Origin of the sequence: Streptomyces sp. 15-116A (assembly GCF_025290915.1) — a bacterium.
Classification (GTDB): domain Bacteria; phylum Actinomycetota; class Actinomycetes; order Streptomycetales; family Streptomycetaceae; genus Streptomyces.
In genome coordinates this window covers 14628-29712 of the sequence record NZ_JAOCQE010000008.1, presented here as the reverse complement: position 1 = coordinate 29712, position 15085 = coordinate 14628, and the positions used below count along the sequence as shown (strand labels likewise).

At 70.6% G+C, this 15085-nt stretch carries 13 protein-coding genes and 1 pseudogene; 6 read left to right on the top strand and 8 right to left on the bottom strand.

Translation table 11 applies throughout. The features are described 5' to 3' along the window. Nucleotide 1: 1 nt before the first annotated feature. Nucleotides 2–1207, bottom strand: coding sequence for an IS110 family transposase (locus N4P33_RS02905; RefSeq protein ID WP_399028303.1), 1206 nt, complete (start codon nucleotides 1205–1207; stop codon nucleotides 2–4). Between the two features lie 280 nt (nucleotides 1208–1487). Between N4P33_RS02905 and N4P33_RS02900 the strand changes: the two are divergent. Next, nucleotides 1488–2777, top strand: a pseudogene (locus N4P33_RS02900) (FtsX-like permease family protein); the annotation flags it as partial. Nucleotides 2778–3471: 694 nt separating this feature from the next. Here the strand turns inward: N4P33_RS02900 and N4P33_RS02895 are convergent. Continuing rightward, a complete protein-coding gene (locus N4P33_RS02895) occupies nucleotides 3472–4428 on the bottom strand; it encodes an SDR family oxidoreductase (protein ID WP_260824546.1) in 957 nt (318 codons plus the stop codon). Between the two features lie 271 nt (nucleotides 4429–4699). Between N4P33_RS02895 and N4P33_RS02890 the strand changes: the two genes are divergently transcribed. Next, nucleotides 4700–5911 (top strand): phosphatidylserine/phosphatidylglycerophosphate/cardiolipin synthase family protein, encoded by a 1212-nt coding sequence (locus tag N4P33_RS02890; protein ID WP_260824545.1) that lies wholly within the window; start codon nucleotides 4700–4702, stop codon nucleotides 5909–5911. Here N4P33_RS02890 and N4P33_RS02885 read toward each other — a convergent pair. The 3 genes from N4P33_RS02885 to N4P33_RS02875 are packed head-to-tail and all read right to left on the bottom strand — an operon-like array spanning nucleotide 5829 to nucleotide 7555. Continuing rightward, nucleotides 5829–6428, bottom strand: a complete 600-nt coding sequence (locus N4P33_RS02885; RefSeq protein ID WP_260824544.1) for a hypothetical protein — start codon at nucleotides 6426–6428, stop codon at nucleotides 5829–5831. The genes N4P33_RS02890 and N4P33_RS02885 overlap by 83 nt on opposite strands. A gap of 10 nt (nucleotides 6429–6438) precedes the next feature. Next, on the bottom strand, nucleotides 6439–7098 hold the full coding sequence (locus tag N4P33_RS02880; RefSeq protein ID WP_260824543.1) for a hypothetical protein: 660 nt from the start codon (nucleotides 7096–7098) through the stop codon (nucleotides 6439–6441). 13 nt (nucleotides 7099–7111) lie between these two features. Next, nucleotides 7112–7555 carry a hypothetical protein gene (locus tag N4P33_RS02875; protein WP_260824542.1) on the bottom strand — a complete coding sequence of 148 codons (444 nt, stop codon included), beginning with the start codon at nucleotides 7553–7555 and terminating at the stop codon, nucleotides 7112–7114. Between the two features lie 818 nt (nucleotides 7556–8373). Between N4P33_RS02875 and N4P33_RS02870 the strand changes: the two genes are divergently transcribed. Both N4P33_RS02870 and N4P33_RS02865 read left to right on the top strand, forming a co-directional pair. Next, nucleotides 8374–8670 carry a hypothetical protein gene (locus N4P33_RS02870; RefSeq protein ID WP_260824541.1) on the top strand — a complete coding sequence of 99 codons (297 nt, stop codon included), beginning with the start codon at nucleotides 8374–8376 and terminating at the stop codon, nucleotides 8668–8670. A 10-nt stretch (nucleotides 8671–8680) separates the two neighbouring features. Beyond that, nucleotides 8681–9376, top strand: coding sequence for a hypothetical protein (locus N4P33_RS02865; RefSeq protein WP_260824540.1), 696 nt, complete (start codon nucleotides 8681–8683; stop codon nucleotides 9374–9376). A 672-nt stretch (nucleotides 9377–10048) separates the two neighbouring features. Here N4P33_RS02865 and N4P33_RS02860 read toward each other — a convergent pair. Beyond that, nucleotides 10049–10993 carry a hypothetical protein gene (locus N4P33_RS02860; RefSeq protein WP_260824539.1) on the bottom strand — a complete coding sequence of 315 codons (945 nt, stop codon included), beginning with the start codon at nucleotides 10991–10993 and terminating at the stop codon, nucleotides 10049–10051. A 115-nt stretch (nucleotides 10994–11108) separates the two neighbouring features. Continuing rightward, complete coding sequence (locus N4P33_RS02855) at nucleotides 11109–12125, bottom strand: aldo/keto reductase (protein WP_260824538.1); 1017 nt, start codon at nucleotides 12123–12125, stop codon at nucleotides 11109–11111. A 316-nt stretch (nucleotides 12126–12441) separates the two neighbouring features. Here N4P33_RS02855 and N4P33_RS02850 point away from each other — a divergent pair, with 316 nt between their 5' ends. Next, on the top strand, nucleotides 12442–13116 hold the full coding sequence (locus N4P33_RS02850; RefSeq protein WP_260824537.1) for a TetR/AcrR family transcriptional regulator: 675 nt from the start codon (nucleotides 12442–12444) through the stop codon (nucleotides 13114–13116). Nucleotides 13117–13319: 203 nt separating this feature from the next. On the opposite strand, the gene N4P33_RS02845 is transcribed toward N4P33_RS02850, so the two are convergent. Further along, nucleotides 13320–14099, bottom strand: coding sequence for a FadR/GntR family transcriptional regulator (locus N4P33_RS02845; protein WP_260824536.1), 780 nt, complete (start codon nucleotides 14097–14099; stop codon nucleotides 13320–13322). Between the two features lie 80 nt (nucleotides 14100–14179). Between N4P33_RS02845 and N4P33_RS02840 the strand changes: the two genes are divergently transcribed. Next, nucleotides 14180–15049, top strand: coding sequence for a carbon-nitrogen hydrolase family protein (locus N4P33_RS02840; protein ID WP_260824535.1), 870 nt, complete (start codon nucleotides 14180–14182; stop codon nucleotides 15047–15049). The last annotated feature ends 36 nt before the right edge of the window (nucleotides 15050–15085 follow it).

Here is a 15085-nt window from a genome sequence, read left to right as displayed (position 1 = left end):
GTCAGGTGGCTGAGGCAGACGGCTGCGGTTCGTAGAAGGTTCCGTCGCGGAGCATCGCGAAGAGGACGTCGGCCCTGCGTCTGGCGAGGCAGAGCAGGGCCTGGGTGTGGTGCTTGCCCTGGGCGATCTTCTTGTCGTAGTAGGCCCGCGATGCCGGGTCGCCGAGGGCGGCGAACGCGGAGAGGAAGAAAGCCCGTTTGAGCTGCTTGTTTCCTCTCCTGGAGGGCTGTTCGCCGCGGATCGAGGACCCGGAACTGCGGGTTGCGGGGGCGAGACCGGCGTATGCGGCGAGGTGGCCGGCGGTCGGGAAGGTGCTGCCGTCGCCGACCTCGATCAGGATGCGGGCTCCGGTCCTGACGCCGACTCCCGGCATCGAGGTCAGGACTTTGGAAAGAGGGTGGGCCTCCAGGAGTTCCTCGATCCGCCCGGCCAGCAGTTTCCGCTGGTCAAGGAGGGTGGCCAAGGATCCGGCCAGGCTCGGGACGATCAGTGCGGCCGCCTCGGTCCCGGGCACCACTACGGTCTGTTCGTCCAGGGCGGCGAAGATCTCCTCGACCAGCCGCTCGGCCATCCTCGGCGCCTTGGGCCGCAGCAGGGTCACCAGCCGCCGCCGTCCGGCCTTGCGTATCTGGGCCGGAGACCCGAACCGTTCCAGCAGCGTGAGGACGGCCGGATGCTGCAACCGCGGCCCCAGCACCCGTTCCAGCGACGGATGGACCTGCGTCAACAGGCCGTGGAGCCGGTTCGCGACCCGAGTGGCCTCGCCGGCCAGGTCGTCGTCGAACCCCACGATCATCTCCAGCTCGGCGATCGTCTCGTCCTCGCCGTCGATCGCCCGCAGCGTGTGAGGCATCGCCCGGGCCGCGTCCGCGATGATGAACGCGTCCCTCGCATCCGTCTTCGCCTCACCCGGGTAGAGGTCGGCGATCCTCCGCATCGTCAGCCCCGGCAGATAGGCGACCGGGCAACCCATGTCCCGCGCGACCGCCAGCGGCAGGGCGCCGATCGAGGCCGGCTGGTCGACCACGACCAGCACGGTCCCGTGCTTGGCCTGCAACTTCGCGAACAGCTCGCGGAGCTTGGGTTCGGTGTTGGGCAGGCGCTTGTCGAACGCCTTCTTGCCGGCCGGGGTGACGGCGGTGGCGTGGTGTTCGCCCTTGCCGACGTCCAGGCCGAGGAAGACGTCGATATCGCCGGTGTCGATCACGCGCAGGCCCCTCCATCACGCTTTCGTCCGGCCTTGCCTGGGCAGCGAGCTGCCACATCCACGTTACGGAGAGCTCTTCCGGCGCAGGTGAAGCCGGTGCTCAAGCCCCTCATCAGCGTTCCGTCGATGCCTCCGAGCCCGGTGACACCACCCCCCGGATCATCAACAACAGGAGGGGGAAGTCATGCCGGACCCGAAGGCCGGAGGCCCCATTGCGGAGCCACGAAGAAGGTAACGGGGGGGGAGCTGCACGTTCTGCTCCGCGGTCGGGGACGGCAGCAGGCTGCGGCCGGGTCCGGTGCGTATCCTCCTCGGCGTGGCCGCGCTCGTCGGAGGCGCGATTGGTGTGTCCGCCCGCTCCACCGGGGACGACGCGTCCGGTGCCGCACTCGGCGTCGTCGCGTTCTTCATGCTCGCCGTCGGGCTGCTCGGCCCGCTGGTGGCACGGCTGTGCGCAGGCCTGTTCGCCCTCCCGATGCGCGCCGCCGGCCCGTCCGCCGAGCTGGCCGCCGCCGACGCCCGCACCAACGCCCGCACCAACGCCCGCCGCCTCGCCTCCGCGATCACCCCGATCGTGCTCGCCGTGGCCTTCTCCTCGACGCTCGTGTTCATGCACACGAGCGAGACCCACGCCGCCGACGAGCAACGACGCGCGGGCATCACGGCGGACCACGTGGTGACGGACCCGGCCGGGCTCCCCGTGGACGCGGCAGCACGCGCCGCCCGCGCGCCGGGCGTGGAGGGGGCGGTCGGGCTGCTCGACACGCAGGTGCTGGTGCCGACCGGGTCCGGCGAGTTCGCCTCGCTGCAGGGCGCGGCCACCCAGGGCGTCACCGGCTCCGGAGCCGAGCCGGCGAAGGTAGAGGACCTGGACGTACGCCAAGGCAGCCTCGACCGGCTCGGCGAGGGACGGATCGCCATGGACAAGACCCTGGCCGCCTCGGCGGATGCGGGCGTGGGCGACCGGCTGCCGCTCTGCCTCCCCGACAGGACGGAGACCGAACCCGAGATCGTCGCGGTCTACGGCCGTGGCCCGGGCCTGGCCACGGTGACGATGGACCGGGCGTCCCTGACCGGGCACGTCACCTCGGGCTTCGACGGCACGCTCCTGGTGCGTGGCGGCTCGAAGAAGGCGCTCACCGCCCTGGGCGAGGTCACCGACGCCTCCGGCTACGCCACCGAGCAGAACCGCGACGCGCGGCTGGGCGCCTGGATGAACCACACCATGGCCGCGGTGCTCGGCGGGTTCGCCGTCGTCGCCGCGGTCACCACCCTGGTGATGACGGTCCTCGACCGCCGCCGCGAGCTGCGCACGCTGCGCCTCGTCGGCTCCACCGGGCGCCAGGTGATGGCGATGCTCCGCTGGGAGAGCCTGCTGGTGGCCTCGGTGGGCCTGGTCCTCGGCTCCGCGATCGCCGCGGCCACGCTGATCCCGATGACCAGCGGCGTGACCGGTGACATGCCGTACGTCCCCCCGCCGGTGTACGGATCCTTCGCGGTCGCCGCCGTCGCCCTGGCGCTGGGGGCGGTCTCCCTGCCGGCCCGGGCGGTGCTGCGCCGCAGGCTGTAACCCGTTCCGGGGCGCAGCCGGCCCCGCGCCAGAATGCGGTGGCTCCGGGGGAGGGCCGTGCCGCATGATCATGCCGTGACATCTACGAGTGCGGCCTCCTTCCGGGACCCGACCAACTGGACCGACGGCTACTACGAGCTGGCCATAGACGTCGGGTCGACTGACGATGCCCGGATTCAAGCCGTACTGAGCGCCCTGTGGTCCGCCGCGGACGTGCACGGCTGCTACGGACGGACAGACCGCGAACCCGAGGAGCAGGATCCCGTGCCCTGCACCGTTCCCTCCCTGACCGCGTTCGGGCACCTCCACGGCCAGGTCCGGCTGCCGACGGGCCAGCTCGTCGTCTGCGGTTGCGTGGCGATCCGGGGCGGCGACGAAAGCAGCGACTGGCTGGACTTCTACGTCCCGGTGGGCGCCCTGGACAACGCCGGTGTGGCGTACTGGGACGGCCGGCCCTTCTTCAGATCCGCGGTGATGGACGACTGGCTGGCCGCCATCGGCAAGGAGACCTTCTCCAGAGCGGCCTTCAGCTTGGGGCTCGTCGGGTTCGAGGTCTCGGGCTGTGGGACCCGCGATACTGGCCGGGCAGCTGCCGCAGGAGCGAGGCATCGGGTACCTGCTGCCCGTGGACGGCACCCTGCAGTACGAGGCCGCCAACGATTGAGCGCCGGCCCGGGCGGTCAGGACGGGCCCGTCAGGGGCGTTCGGGCGGGAAGGCCTGTGTCGCTGCCAGGTAGGCCTCGAAGTCGGCCCGGCCGCCCGCGCCCAGGACCCCGGCTTTGACCGCGAGGCCGCTCAGGGACTGCCGGCGCAGTTCGCGGCGGGCGAGGCGGGAGACGAGGGCGGGGAAGGCGGGCCGCAGCGGCTGGCACCAGCGCAGCCACGGGGGCGCGTAGATGTGCCGGGCGCGGTGTGTGATGCCGGACGTCAGCCATTCGGCGACCTCGGCGGTGCTGTGCACCTTCCGCGCGAACCGGGGCTGATTGCGGCGCAGCGCCTGCAGGACGGGGTGGTCGTCCACGCCGGTGATCATGTCGGTGCCCGTCCAGTGCAGGTAGGCGATGCCCACGCCGACCCCCTCGGGTTCCACCTCGCCGCGCAGGGCCAGGGCGAACGACTCCACCCCGGCCTTGGAGGCACAGTAGGCGCTCATCATCGGGGACGAACCGAAGGCGGCTGTCGAGGCGATCTGGAGGAAGTAGCCCCGGGTGTGGGCGAGGTGGGGGAGGAAGGCACGGGCGGTGTTGGCCGACCCGGTGAGATTGACGTCGATGACCCGCTGCCACAGCTCGGCCGGCGTGTGGATGAACGGCCCGCCGGTGGCGATTCCGGCGTTGGCCACGACGACGCTCGCTCGTCCCAGCGTCTCGCCGATCTCGCGGGCGGCCCGATCGAGCGCGCCCCGGTCGGTGACGTCGGTCTCGACGCAGAGCGTCCGGCCGGGCAGCCCCTCGGCGGCCCGGCGGAGGGTGGCCTCCTCGCGCCCCGTCAGCGCGACGAGCATCCCGGCCTCCGACAGACGCCGCGCGACGGCCGCCCCCACACCGCGGGCGGCTCCGGTTACGACCGCCACACGCCCCGCCAGCGGCGATCCGGCAGCCGCGCCCGTGCCGGCTGTCGGTGGCCGTCCCAGCCCGGAGATCCCACTCATACGCCCTCGCTCCCGTCGCCGCGCCGTCCCGTCGACGACGCCCTGACACTCGTAGCCCAGCCGTCCCGTCGACGACGCCCTCACCCTCGTCACTCTCGTATCCGAGCCGTCTCCTCGACGAAGCCCTCGAATCCCTTCGGCCCTACCCGGCTGTACGGACGCGTTGCCCTGCCGGGCCGACGGATACAGTCTGCGTGCCGCGCGGTTCTGTTGCCGGACGGGACGCACGGCGGGCAGCAGGCCGTCCTCTCGTGTTCCGGCAGGGGAGAAGATGACCACCACGAGCCTGCCCGGCACCCCTGAGCCAGGCCCGGAGTACCGGCCGGCCGCCGAACGCATCCAGCGCATACGGCGGCGCCTGGAGCGCCTGATCGGAATCGCCGCGACGGAGGGGAACGCCCTGGTCGCGCTGCGCAATGGCGACGAGATCTTCCCGGCGATGCTGGCGAGCATCCGGTCCGCCGCGCACACGGTGGACATGATGACCTTCGTCTACTGGAAGGGCGACATCGCCCGCCAGTTCGCCGAGGCCCTCGCCGACCGCGCCCGGGCGGGTGTACGCGTACGACTGCTGCTGGACGGCTTCGGCAGCCGGCTGATCGAGAAGAGCCTCCTCCGGCTCATGGACGCGGCGGGCGTGCAGGTCACCTGGTTCCGGCGCCCGCTGGTGCTCTCCCCGCTCAAGCAGAACCACCGCTGTCACCGCAAGGTCCTCGTCGTGGACGAACAGGTGGCGTTCACCGGTGGAGTCGGCATCGCCGAGGAATGGTGCGGGGACGCACGCGACGAGACCGAGTGGCGTGACACCCACGTCGAGGTGCGCGGTCCCGCCGTGGACGGCATCGCCGCGGCGTTCGCCCAGAACTGGGCGGAGTGCCATGACGACCTCTTCGACGAGCACGACCGGTTCACCGGTCACCGGCCGCAGGGCGACGCCATCGTGCAGGTGGTGCGGGGGTCGGCCAGCTTCGGCTGGCAGGACATGCAGACACTGCTCCGCGTGATGATCGAGTCGGCTCAGGTGCGGTTCCGGCTGGCCACCGCGTACTTCTCCCCGGACGCGTTCTTCATCCAGCTACTGTGCGCGGCCGCGCGGCGCGGCGTGCGGGTGGAGATACTGCTGCCCGGCCCGCACACCGACAAGCGGGTGTGCCAGCTGGCCGGGCAGCATTTCTACGAAGACCTGCTGGCCTGCGGGGTCGTTATCCACCAGTACCAGCCGACGATGATGCACGCCAAGGTGGTCACGGTGGACGGGGCGGCGGCGCTCATCGGGTCGACGAACTTCAACCGGCGCTCGCTCGATCACGACGAGGAGGTCATGCTCGCGGTCCTCGCCGAGGAGTTCACCGCCACGCTGGACTCCCACTTCGACGCGGACATCGCGCGCAGCGAGCGGATCAGCGGGCAGCGCTGGAAGGGACGCCCGCTGGTGCAGCGGATACGCGAGACGGCACTGCTGCCCGTCCGCCGGTTCCTGTGAGGCGCCCGACCGGCCGACCGGGTGGACTCCTCACCGCGGCCCGCGCCCGCCACCCGGCCACCACTTTCGGCGCGACATCGGCGAACAGATCCGGCGGCAGCCCGACCGCGCGGACCGCGAGCAGCTTGTCGATCTCGGCGAGCATCGTCTCCAGGCTCAAATTGCCCGGAGCCCCCTTGATCTTCCCCAGAACCGGCGGGCCGTCCTCGCCCTCACCAACACCGGCTTCACCAGGTACGCCGTCGTCCTCCTGGTCGGCGCCGGCGACAAGGGCGACGATCCGCTCCGTGCTCTCCACCGTGAGCCGCGCCGAGATCCTCGCCGTCAGCGTCTCCTCGGCCACACGCAGCGCGGCGCCCACGATCCGGTCGCACCGCCCCGGAGTCGGCGGTTCGATGCTCTCCGTGCGGCAGCGGGCCAGGAGTTCCACCCGCACCTGCTCCGGCCGCCGCTCCTTGCCCCCGACGTGCTCGGCGAGCCAGGCGGTCAGCTTGTCCGCGTCCGTGACAAAGGACACTTCCCGGGAATCACCAATCCTCAAGGTTGATCAGGCGGGAGCAGTGCGGGTCGTTGATGTCGCCTGGCACGATCCGTTCGCCTTCCTCAAGCAGGGAGGGAAGGGCCGCGAGCAGAGCGGTCACGGCGCCCGAGGGCCGTACGTCGGCGGCGGTCACGTTCGTGGCTTCTCCTTGGTCGACATACAGGCGCATCCGGTCGGGGCCCTGGAGGAGGAAGCCTCGCAGCCGCGGGTCGGGCTCTTCTTCGGTCCAGGGACAGGTAAGGGTGCGCAGGATGGTGAAGGCGTTGTCGTCGTCCCCCGGGCCGGTGGGAGCGACCTGCGCCGGATCAACCAGGACGAGGGGCATGCCCATCACCGTGTCGATCTGGCTGCTGGAGAAAATGCGGGTGCCGGTGTTCACGGCGCGCACGATGCCGAAGACGTCACTCGGACCTGCTAGTTCCTCGGGGTCATCGATGGTGCGCAGGGGAATCTCCCAGGCCGTCAAGCCATCGGGCACACTCGCGCGTTGAGGGCCGGTGACGATCCGGACCGCAGCGGCGGGAGGCGGCGAGGGCAGGACCCCGCGGATGAACCGGCCGTCGGGCAGTGGGGCATGAATGTGGTGGAGCAGCAGGCGGACGATGTCGGCCTGCTGCTCCGCGATGTCGTCGTACGTGAGAGTCACGCGTCAAACGATGTCACTGGTTGAGCCAGTTCGGGCACTTGTTCATGCCCTTGCAGTAGGCGGTGATGACACCGATCTTCTGGCCCGGGCCGGCGTCGTAGTCTCCGTCGGCGGTCTTGCGGGCATACTGCACGATCACAATGACCTGCACACGACGGTTGCCGTTCCAGGCATAGGCCCAGTACTCAAGGCGGGCGCCGTTCTTCTTGTCGGGCTTGCCGTTGATAGCGGCATTAACGATCTTGCATTTCTTGATGTTGTGCGGGCCCGAGAAGTGTTTCCAGCCAAGCTTGCTGTTGCCGACACGGGTGGGTATCTCCCGGCCGTCCCAGTCCTTCTGCTTGCACTTGACGGTCTTGTCCCAGACCGGTGCGGCATGGGTGGGCGTAGTGAGGCTGCCGGCGAGAAGGGCCGTTGCGGCGAGTGTCATCGCCGCCCCCGTTGCGATCCTCTTCATGATCTGACCGTGCCATAGCGGTAGCTGAGCGTGCGACAAGATTCACGTCAAATGATGACTTGAAGGTACTAACGAGCTCGTGCACGGTAAGCGGTGACGCGTCGAGCTTCTGATCGTCGATCATGGTCGTGTGGTGGAGCTGTTGTACCCCGGGGGGCGTGCCCACCGCCGGTCCGGGTCACGAGCGTCGGCTGGCGGACTCTGTGGTGGGGCCGATGCCTGCTGTGGAGGGCATGGCATTCGGCCCCACTTTCTGGGTTGCGCCAACAACCCCCTTTTTTCTCCCTGGTGCGTGCCGGTTGGAGCCAGGAGCAGTCAGGGCGGCCCCGCTCTGGCGGAGAGCGCGGCTCGTGGTGTGAGTCTGCCCGTACGGCCTGGGCCGGGAGAGGGATCGGGCGGCACGAAATTGCACCAATCCAGCTCAGCGTTGAGCACACGTTATGCCGCTTATACACCGGGTACTGCTGGAAAGTTCGCCTCGGCTTGTGGTCCCCCGGAGCTTCCATGCCGCCCTGGTGTGCTAGGGCCCGCCACAAGCGTTTCACCTGCGGTGATCGTTCTCTGTGTGGGTCTGCGGGACGGCTCTGGCCACGTCGCTGTCGGAATGTTCGGACGACAAGGTGCTGTTGGCGCGTTGGTGCACCAATGCGTGGCAGCGCTAGGAGTTGTGGCAGGACGCCTGGGATCGTGAGCGTGTCCCCCGGGTGTGGGAGCGCCAACTCCCTTTGCGCACGCGGTCGGACGTCGTCAATGGTTGGAGCCGAGTAGCACCGCCCCCGCGATCACGCGGTCGCCGGGGCGGTGATGAGGGAGATCCGATGGGCGCTGAGCCCCTCGCTGCCGTACCCGCGGCAGCACCAGCCCCGGTGTCACACCGCAGCGACACCACCCCCGCGCACGGCCGCTTCGCCATGCCGCACGCGCTCGTCATCACCACCTGCATCGTCACCGCGGCGGTCCTGGCGCCGCGCGAGATGACCGTCGCAGAGGTCCTGGTGCTCATCGCCGGTGCCGGCGGCACCGGCGCCGCCGTCGTCGTCGCGGTGACGACCGGCATCAGGCGCGTCGGAAGGATCGGCCGCTTCGTGCGCGCCTACCTCACCGCGGGCAACTAGGCGGGCTGCCGTGGCACGCCCCGAAAGGCCCGTGGACCGCACGGTCCCGGCCCGCGCAGAGCTCGCTGACTTCCTGCGCGGGCGCAGGACCGCGGCGGGCATGACGTACCGGCAGATGTCCTCTCTCGTGTCCGGTATGCCGTCCAGGACGACCTTTGAACGAGCCGCTTCCGGATCCCGCGTCCCGGATCTGGAGACGGTCGAGGTCTACGTCCGTCTCACCGTGACCAAGGAGGAGGAGTTCACCGGCAGCACCGACGCCGCCATGGACCAGGCACGCAAGCTGTGGATCAAGGCGCGTCGGGCGACCCGGGCGCCCTACCACTTGCACAAAGCGCCTGATCCGTCGCTCATCAGCAACCGGGCGGACTTCAGCCGGGCCCTGCGTGACCAGCATGTGTGGGCCGGCTGTCCCTCCCCAGGAGAGATGTCGCAGGCATCCGGCGCCGGCATGCTGCCGAAGACCACTGCCTACCGCATCATCGCGGGCAGGACCCTGCCCGTGACTCCCGTGCAGGCCCTCGCCTTCCTGAAAGCCTGCTACGTGCAGCCCCCCGAGGAGGTCGAATGGCTTGCCGCTGCAGTGAGGGTTCTCGTCGGCAGCTGTGAGCATCCCGACTGGGCCGACGCGCACGCCCGGCTCCACGAAAGGGTGTCGAAGAACCGCGACGGCATCCCTGTGAGACGCCTAGAGGCGGTCGCCTAGGCCTGGTCAGCTGCCCGCTTCGCGCGCATCGCCGCCTGCGTCGCCGTGCGTGTGGCTGCCTGGACCCGCCGGTTGCCGGGCGTGCCTGTCCCGGGCGCGCCCCCAGGACAGCACGGCCGACAACCGGCGGGTGCCGGGCGTGCGGGTTAAGGAGCAGAGGCATCTGGGCGACGAAGGTCCGGCTGGAGCAGGCCCGCATCATCGCAGTCGCCGACACCTCGGCCGGTCGCACGGTCATCCGCGTCCTGTGGATCCTCGCGCCCGGCTTCGTGCCCGTGCCGGAGCCGGCCGACATCGGCCCGGCACCCGCGGCCACGCCCGCCGGGCCGGCACGCACCCGGGAGACCGCCTCCGACGGCTACCGCAGCGTCCCGGCCATCGCCGAGGCGGTGGAGCGGCAGACCGCCGTGATGCGGGCGCTCAGTCTCCAGACGTTCCCCGAGCCGGAGGAGGTGGCCGACGACCGGTCGGCCCCGATCGAGCAGTATCGAGCGCCGCCGCCAGGCCGACGTAGCCCGCGCCGTGGCCCTGCGCCGGGCCCGTGCGGAGCGGGCGGCCAGGGTGATAGGCCGCCGCAAGCCACCGGAGACACATCTCGCAGGAGCCCGCCGCTATGCCGGTGTGCCGGGCGGGTCCATGCGGTGGGGCGGAGCGGTCATGACAGTGTGACATTCAGCGTGCCGGGGGGATTTGGCCGTGTGCCGGCCTGGCCCGGAGGTCGTGGTAGGTGACGGTGAGTCCGATGAGCATGATCGCCCACACGGGGGCGCCGGTGGCGGTGTGGACGGCGTCCAGGATGCCGTCGGCGAGGCCGTGGGCGTCGGCTCCGACACCGGGGCGGCCGAGCAGGGCGGCGCTGATGGCCGCGTAGAGCAGACTCAGGGCGCTCTCGAAGACGATCGCGGCGGCGACGATGACGCCCCAGCGGGCGAGTGCGCGTCCGGGCCGGGTGTGGGTGAGGCGCAGGGAGCGCAGGATCGGGTTGGTGCCGGGTTCCAGAAGCACGGGGAAGCTGAACATGGAGAGCGCGAACAGCAGGTAGAGACCGGGCGCGACGAACACGGACAGTCCGGTGAGCAGCAGGAGTGCGGCTCCGAGAGTCCATGGCCCCAGGACGGTCAGATGGCGCAGACCGTGGCGGTAGGCCTCCTTGATGGTGACGGGCTGGCCGGTGATCCCGGGCCCGACGAGCGCCCAGATGCCGCCCGCCCATCCGATGGAGGCGACCGCGCTGGTGATGAGCAGGAGTGCCAGGCTCAGGACGGCGCCGGCCAGGACGGGGGTGGAGTATCCGGCCGCGAGGGCTTCGGGCAGTGGGGCGGCGACCGGGTAGCCGGCCCTGGCGGCGAGTGCCCGGGTGAGTTCGACGGCCGCCAGGGGGGTGGCGACGCTGACGCCGGTGACGAGGAGGGCCGGTCTCCAGCTGCGTCTGGCACCGGCGAGGACGGTGGCGGACCAGGAACGCAGGTCGGGGGACGGTGGTGTGAGGCCGTCGGGGAAGGGCGGCTCGGTCCGCGCGGGTTCGGCGGTCCTTGCCTCGTGCAGGGCGTGCGGGCTTGGGGCGGGCCGGCGGAGGGGGTGCGGCGCGGGGATGTGGTCGGGACGGCTGGTGGTCAATTCGGGGTGGCCTTCGTCGGTGGAGTTTCGCGGACGGTCGGTGACGAAGCCGGGGAAGCTCGGCAGATCTGGTGCGCGTGTTCTGTTTCCCCGGCACGGGTCTCGGAGCAGGGGGTCAGCGGCGGCGCAGGCGGGGGTCGGTGATCTGCGGCGGGTGGACGGGGTAGCGGTCGGTGGGGGCGATGTCGGTGCCCGGGGTGACGAGCTGGTCGATGCGGTCCAGGACGCTGTCGTCGAGGGTGACGGTGGCGGCCTTGAGGTTGTGCTGCAGGTGCTGCTCGGTGCGGGGGCCGATCAGCACCGTGGAGACGGCGGGGTGCGATGTGGCGAAGGCGAGAGACAGTTGGGCCAGACTGAGGGAGAGTTCGTCGGCGATCTCCCGGAGGGCGTCGAGGACGTCGAGCTTGCGCATGCTTTCGGGGGTGGACAGGTCGAAGCCGCCGGTGAGCCTGGAGCGGTGAGTGTCGGGCTGCTCACGTGTGACAGCGCCGGCGAGCCATCCGTTGGACAGCGGGCTCCACACGAGGATGCCCATGCGGTACTTCTGCGCGACGGGGAAGACGTCGGCTTCGACAGAGCGGTCGAAGATCGAGTACGCGACCTGCTCGGTGGTGAACCGGGACAGGGAGCGGTCGCGGGCGATCCACTGCGCCTCGACGATGGCGTGGGCCGGGTAGGTGGAGCTGCCGAAGCTGCGGATCTTGCCCTCGCGCTGGAGGTCGGTGAGCGCGGCGAGGGTCTCGCCGTGGTCGGTGGCCCAGTCGGGGCGGTGCACCTGGTAGAGGTCGATGTAGTCGGTGCCCAGGCGGCGCAGGCTGTTCTCGACCGCCTTGTACAGCCAGCGCCGTGAGGCTCCGCCGGTGAGCGGGTCGCCGTCGGCGGAGTTGCGGCCCTTGGTGGCCAGCACGACCTCGTCGCGGCGGGAGCCGAGAGCCTTGCCGAGCAGCTGCTCGGACTCGCCGGAGCTGTAGACGTCAGCGGTGTCGAACAGGGTGACGCCGGCGTCGAGGGCCTGGCCGACGAGCCGGTCGGCTTCGGCCTGTCCGGTGCCGCCCCAGGCTCCGAGGTTCATCGCTCCGAAGCCGAGGACGCTGACGGGGATGCCGGTACCGCCGAGGATGCGGGTTTCCATGATTTCTCTTCCTTCTCTGGTGCGTGCGGCCGGGCCCGCGGGACGTGGCCGCACGGGTCAGGGCGTTCAGCCCCGGCTGGGACCGGTGTGCGGTTTCGGGCAGGTGCGGCGCAGGGGCGAGCGGCAGGGCGCTGTCGGCGGAGGGCTGGGTTGTGGTGACGTCGTACGGCGGGACGGGCGACGGCGATCTCGCCGTGCTGATCGGGAACCCGGCCCATGACGAACTCCATTAAGTACCGCCGGTATCTTGACTTGCTGCCACCGTAACGGACCGTCGGTATCTTCGTAAAGTACTGGTGGTCTGTAAAATGCGGGTGTGACTTTCCGACGTGCCCGCACCGACGAACAGCGCGGCCAGCGGCGACGCCAGATCCTGGACACCGCGGCAGCGATGCTCACCGAGATGCCGGTGGCGAAGCTGAGCCTGAACGAGCTGAGCCGTCGCGTCGGCCTGGCCAAGGCGAACGTGCTGCGCTACTTCGACTCCCGGGAGGCGATCCTGCTCGATCTGCTCGACACCGAGATCGAGGACTGGATCGCTGAACTGGCCCGCCTGCACCCGGCCGACGAGAGCACCGCACGGGAGCGAGGCGACCGCCTCGCCGACATCCTGGCCGGCTCCATGGCCAGCCGTCCGGTGCTCTGCGACCTCCTCGCCGCGCAGGGCGCGGTGCTGGAACACAACATCTCCGCCGAGACCGCCGTACAGCACAAGCACGCCGCCCGCGCCTCCCTGCACAACCTGACCGCGCTGGTGCAGCGCCACGTCCCCGAACTCGGCACCGACGGCGCCGCCGCCCTGGTGGAGACGGTTCTGCTGATGGCCATGACGGCATGGCAGTGCAGCCGCCCCTCGGACGCCATGCTCGCCGCCTACGCCTCCGATCCCGCCCTGGCAGCCATGCGCATGGACTTCAGCGCTCTCGTACGCCGCACCGCGGCCGTCACCGCCTCCGGCCTCCTCGCCCGCCAGGACACGCCAGACACCTGAACCGGGAACGCCGTACCGCCAGGGTTCCGCGCCGGGCGCCGCCCGGGGCCAGCGTCCGCAATGGCCTCCTGCGAGGACTCGAAGCACCGGACGCGGCTGTCGGCCCTCCGAGCCGTTGCGCACCAGGCACAGCCTGGTTGATCGTCATCAAGACGGCTGGTGGGTGCTGTCTCCGCGGGCGGAGCCGGCCGGCGTTCCGCGGCCTACCGGGGTTCTTGTTCGGCCGCCTCCAGCAGACCGACGAACATGGTCTTGTGGAGCACTGCCACATGCCGGCGTGCGATGTCCGCCGCCGCGGCGGGGTCTCCGTCGCGGAGGGCGTCGACCAGGGCGTGGTGGTCCCGGTTGGACTGTCGTAGAGCGTCCATCGGGTAGGGCAGGTAGTAGTGGTAGAGCTGCTGGAGCACGCTGCGGTACGCGTCGGTGGCGGCGCGGACACCGGTGGCGGCCGCAACGGCCAGGTGGAAGCGCTCGTCGCAGCCGTGGAACTCCGCCCAGGTCGGGACGTGGTCCATCTCGTCGGCCAGCTGCTTCAGGTGGCCGAGGGCGGTCTCGTCAGCGTTGCGGGCCGCCAGGTGGGCGAGGCCGCATTCCATGACCAGCCGCTGGTCGATCAACGCATGTACCTCGGTGTTCTGGGCGCGGTAGGCGTCCATCGCGCCCACGGCTCCCCGGGCGGGCCGCGCAGCGACCAGGGTGCCCCCGTTGCGGCCCCGGCGGCGCTCCAGCACGCCGTCCCGGCACAGCGAGGACAGGGCCCGGCGGACGGTGATCTCGCCGACGTCGAGCGCTGCGGCGATCTGATCGGTCGGCGGGAGCTTTTCGCCCGGAGCGAGCAGGCCCAGGTCGACGGCGAGTGCGATGCGGGCGCGCACCGTGTCCAGCGCGGTGAGTCGGCGGATGCCGTTGAGCGCGGGGGCGTTGAACGGCAGCGCCGCCGCGTCGGCCGTCGGTGTGACGGGGCCGTCCTGGGGGTGAGGCATGCCGTCAGCGTAGCGAGGCCGGATAACAGATCAAAATGAGCCTATTGAATAACAGCTCATCTTGAGTTAATTTCCTCGCCATGTCCCGCCCCCTCCCCATCGCCCTCGTCCAGGCGCCTGCCCGCCCCGCGACAGCGCCGCTGTCCGTATTCACCGAGGACGTCGAGCACCTACTGGCCCGCTTTCCGCACACCCGCCTCGCGGTCTACCCGGAGCTGCACCTGTGCGGTGTCGACGGCCCGCCGGCATCGACAAAGCAGCTTCAGGAAGCCGCCGAGCCCATGGACGGCCCGCGGTCCCGGCACCTTGCCGAGCTGGCCGGCGACCTCGGTATCTGGCTGATGCCGGGCACCGTGTGCGAGCGCGGCGCGAACGGCGGGTTGTTCAACACGGCGCCGGTCTACTCACCCGACGGCCGCCTCGTCGCCGCATACCGCAAGATCTTTCCGTGGCGGCCCCACGAGCCGTATGACCCCGGTGACCGCTTCGTCGTCGTGGAACTGCCCGGCATAGGCCGCGTCGGCATCGCGATCTGCTACGACGCCTGGTTCCCCGAGGTTGCGCGCCACCTGGCCTGGCTGGGCGCCGAGGTGATCGTCAACCCGGTTATGACCACCACGGCGGACCGTGCCCAGGAACTCGTCCTCGCCCGCGCCAACGCCATTGTCAACCAGGTCTTCGTCCTCAGCGTCAACGCCGCCGGCCCCGTCGGCACCGGCCGGAGTCTGGTCGTGGACCCCGAGGGGCGGGTGCGCAGCGAGGCCCCCGACTCGGCCGCCACCACGTTGACCGACGTGCTTGACCTGGACGACGTCACTCGTGTCCGCACCTTCGGCACGGCAGGGCTGAACCGTATGTGGGACCAGTTCACCGACGCCGACACCCCGCTCGACCTGCCGCTCTACGGCGGTCGTATCGACCCTGGCCGCTGGCGCCCCCGCACCGGCTGACCCTCCCAGCCCCGCTCACCATCCCCTCGGAGCACG

Bases quoted from the DNA above. Each gene is read 5' to 3' on its own strand.
- N4P33_RS02840 (WP_260824535.1), top strand. From the start codon at position 14,180: ATGTCCCGCCCCCTCCCCATCGCCCTCGTCCAGGCGCCTGCCCGCCCC.
- N4P33_RS02870 (WP_260824541.1), top strand. From the start codon at position 8,374: ATGGGCGCTGAGCCCCTCGCTGCCGTACCCGCGGCAGCACCAGCCCCG.
- N4P33_RS02890 (WP_260824545.1), top strand. From the start codon at position 4,700: ATGACCACCACGAGCCTGCCCGGCACCCCTGAGCCAGGCCCGGAGTAC.
- N4P33_RS02845 (WP_260824536.1), bottom strand. From the start codon at position 14,099: ATGCCTCACCCCCAGGACGGCCCCGTCACACCGACGGCCGACGCGGCG.
- N4P33_RS02855 (WP_260824538.1), bottom strand. From the start codon at position 12,125: ATGGAAACCCGCATCCTCGGCGGTACCGGCATCCCCGTCAGCGTCCTC.
- N4P33_RS02875 (WP_260824542.1), bottom strand. From the start codon at position 7,555: ATGAAGAGGATCGCAACGGGGGCGGCGATGACACTCGCCGCAACGGCC.
- N4P33_RS02895 (WP_260824546.1), bottom strand. From the start codon at position 4,428: ATGAGTGGGATCTCCGGGCTGGGACGGCCACCGACAGCCGGCACGGGC.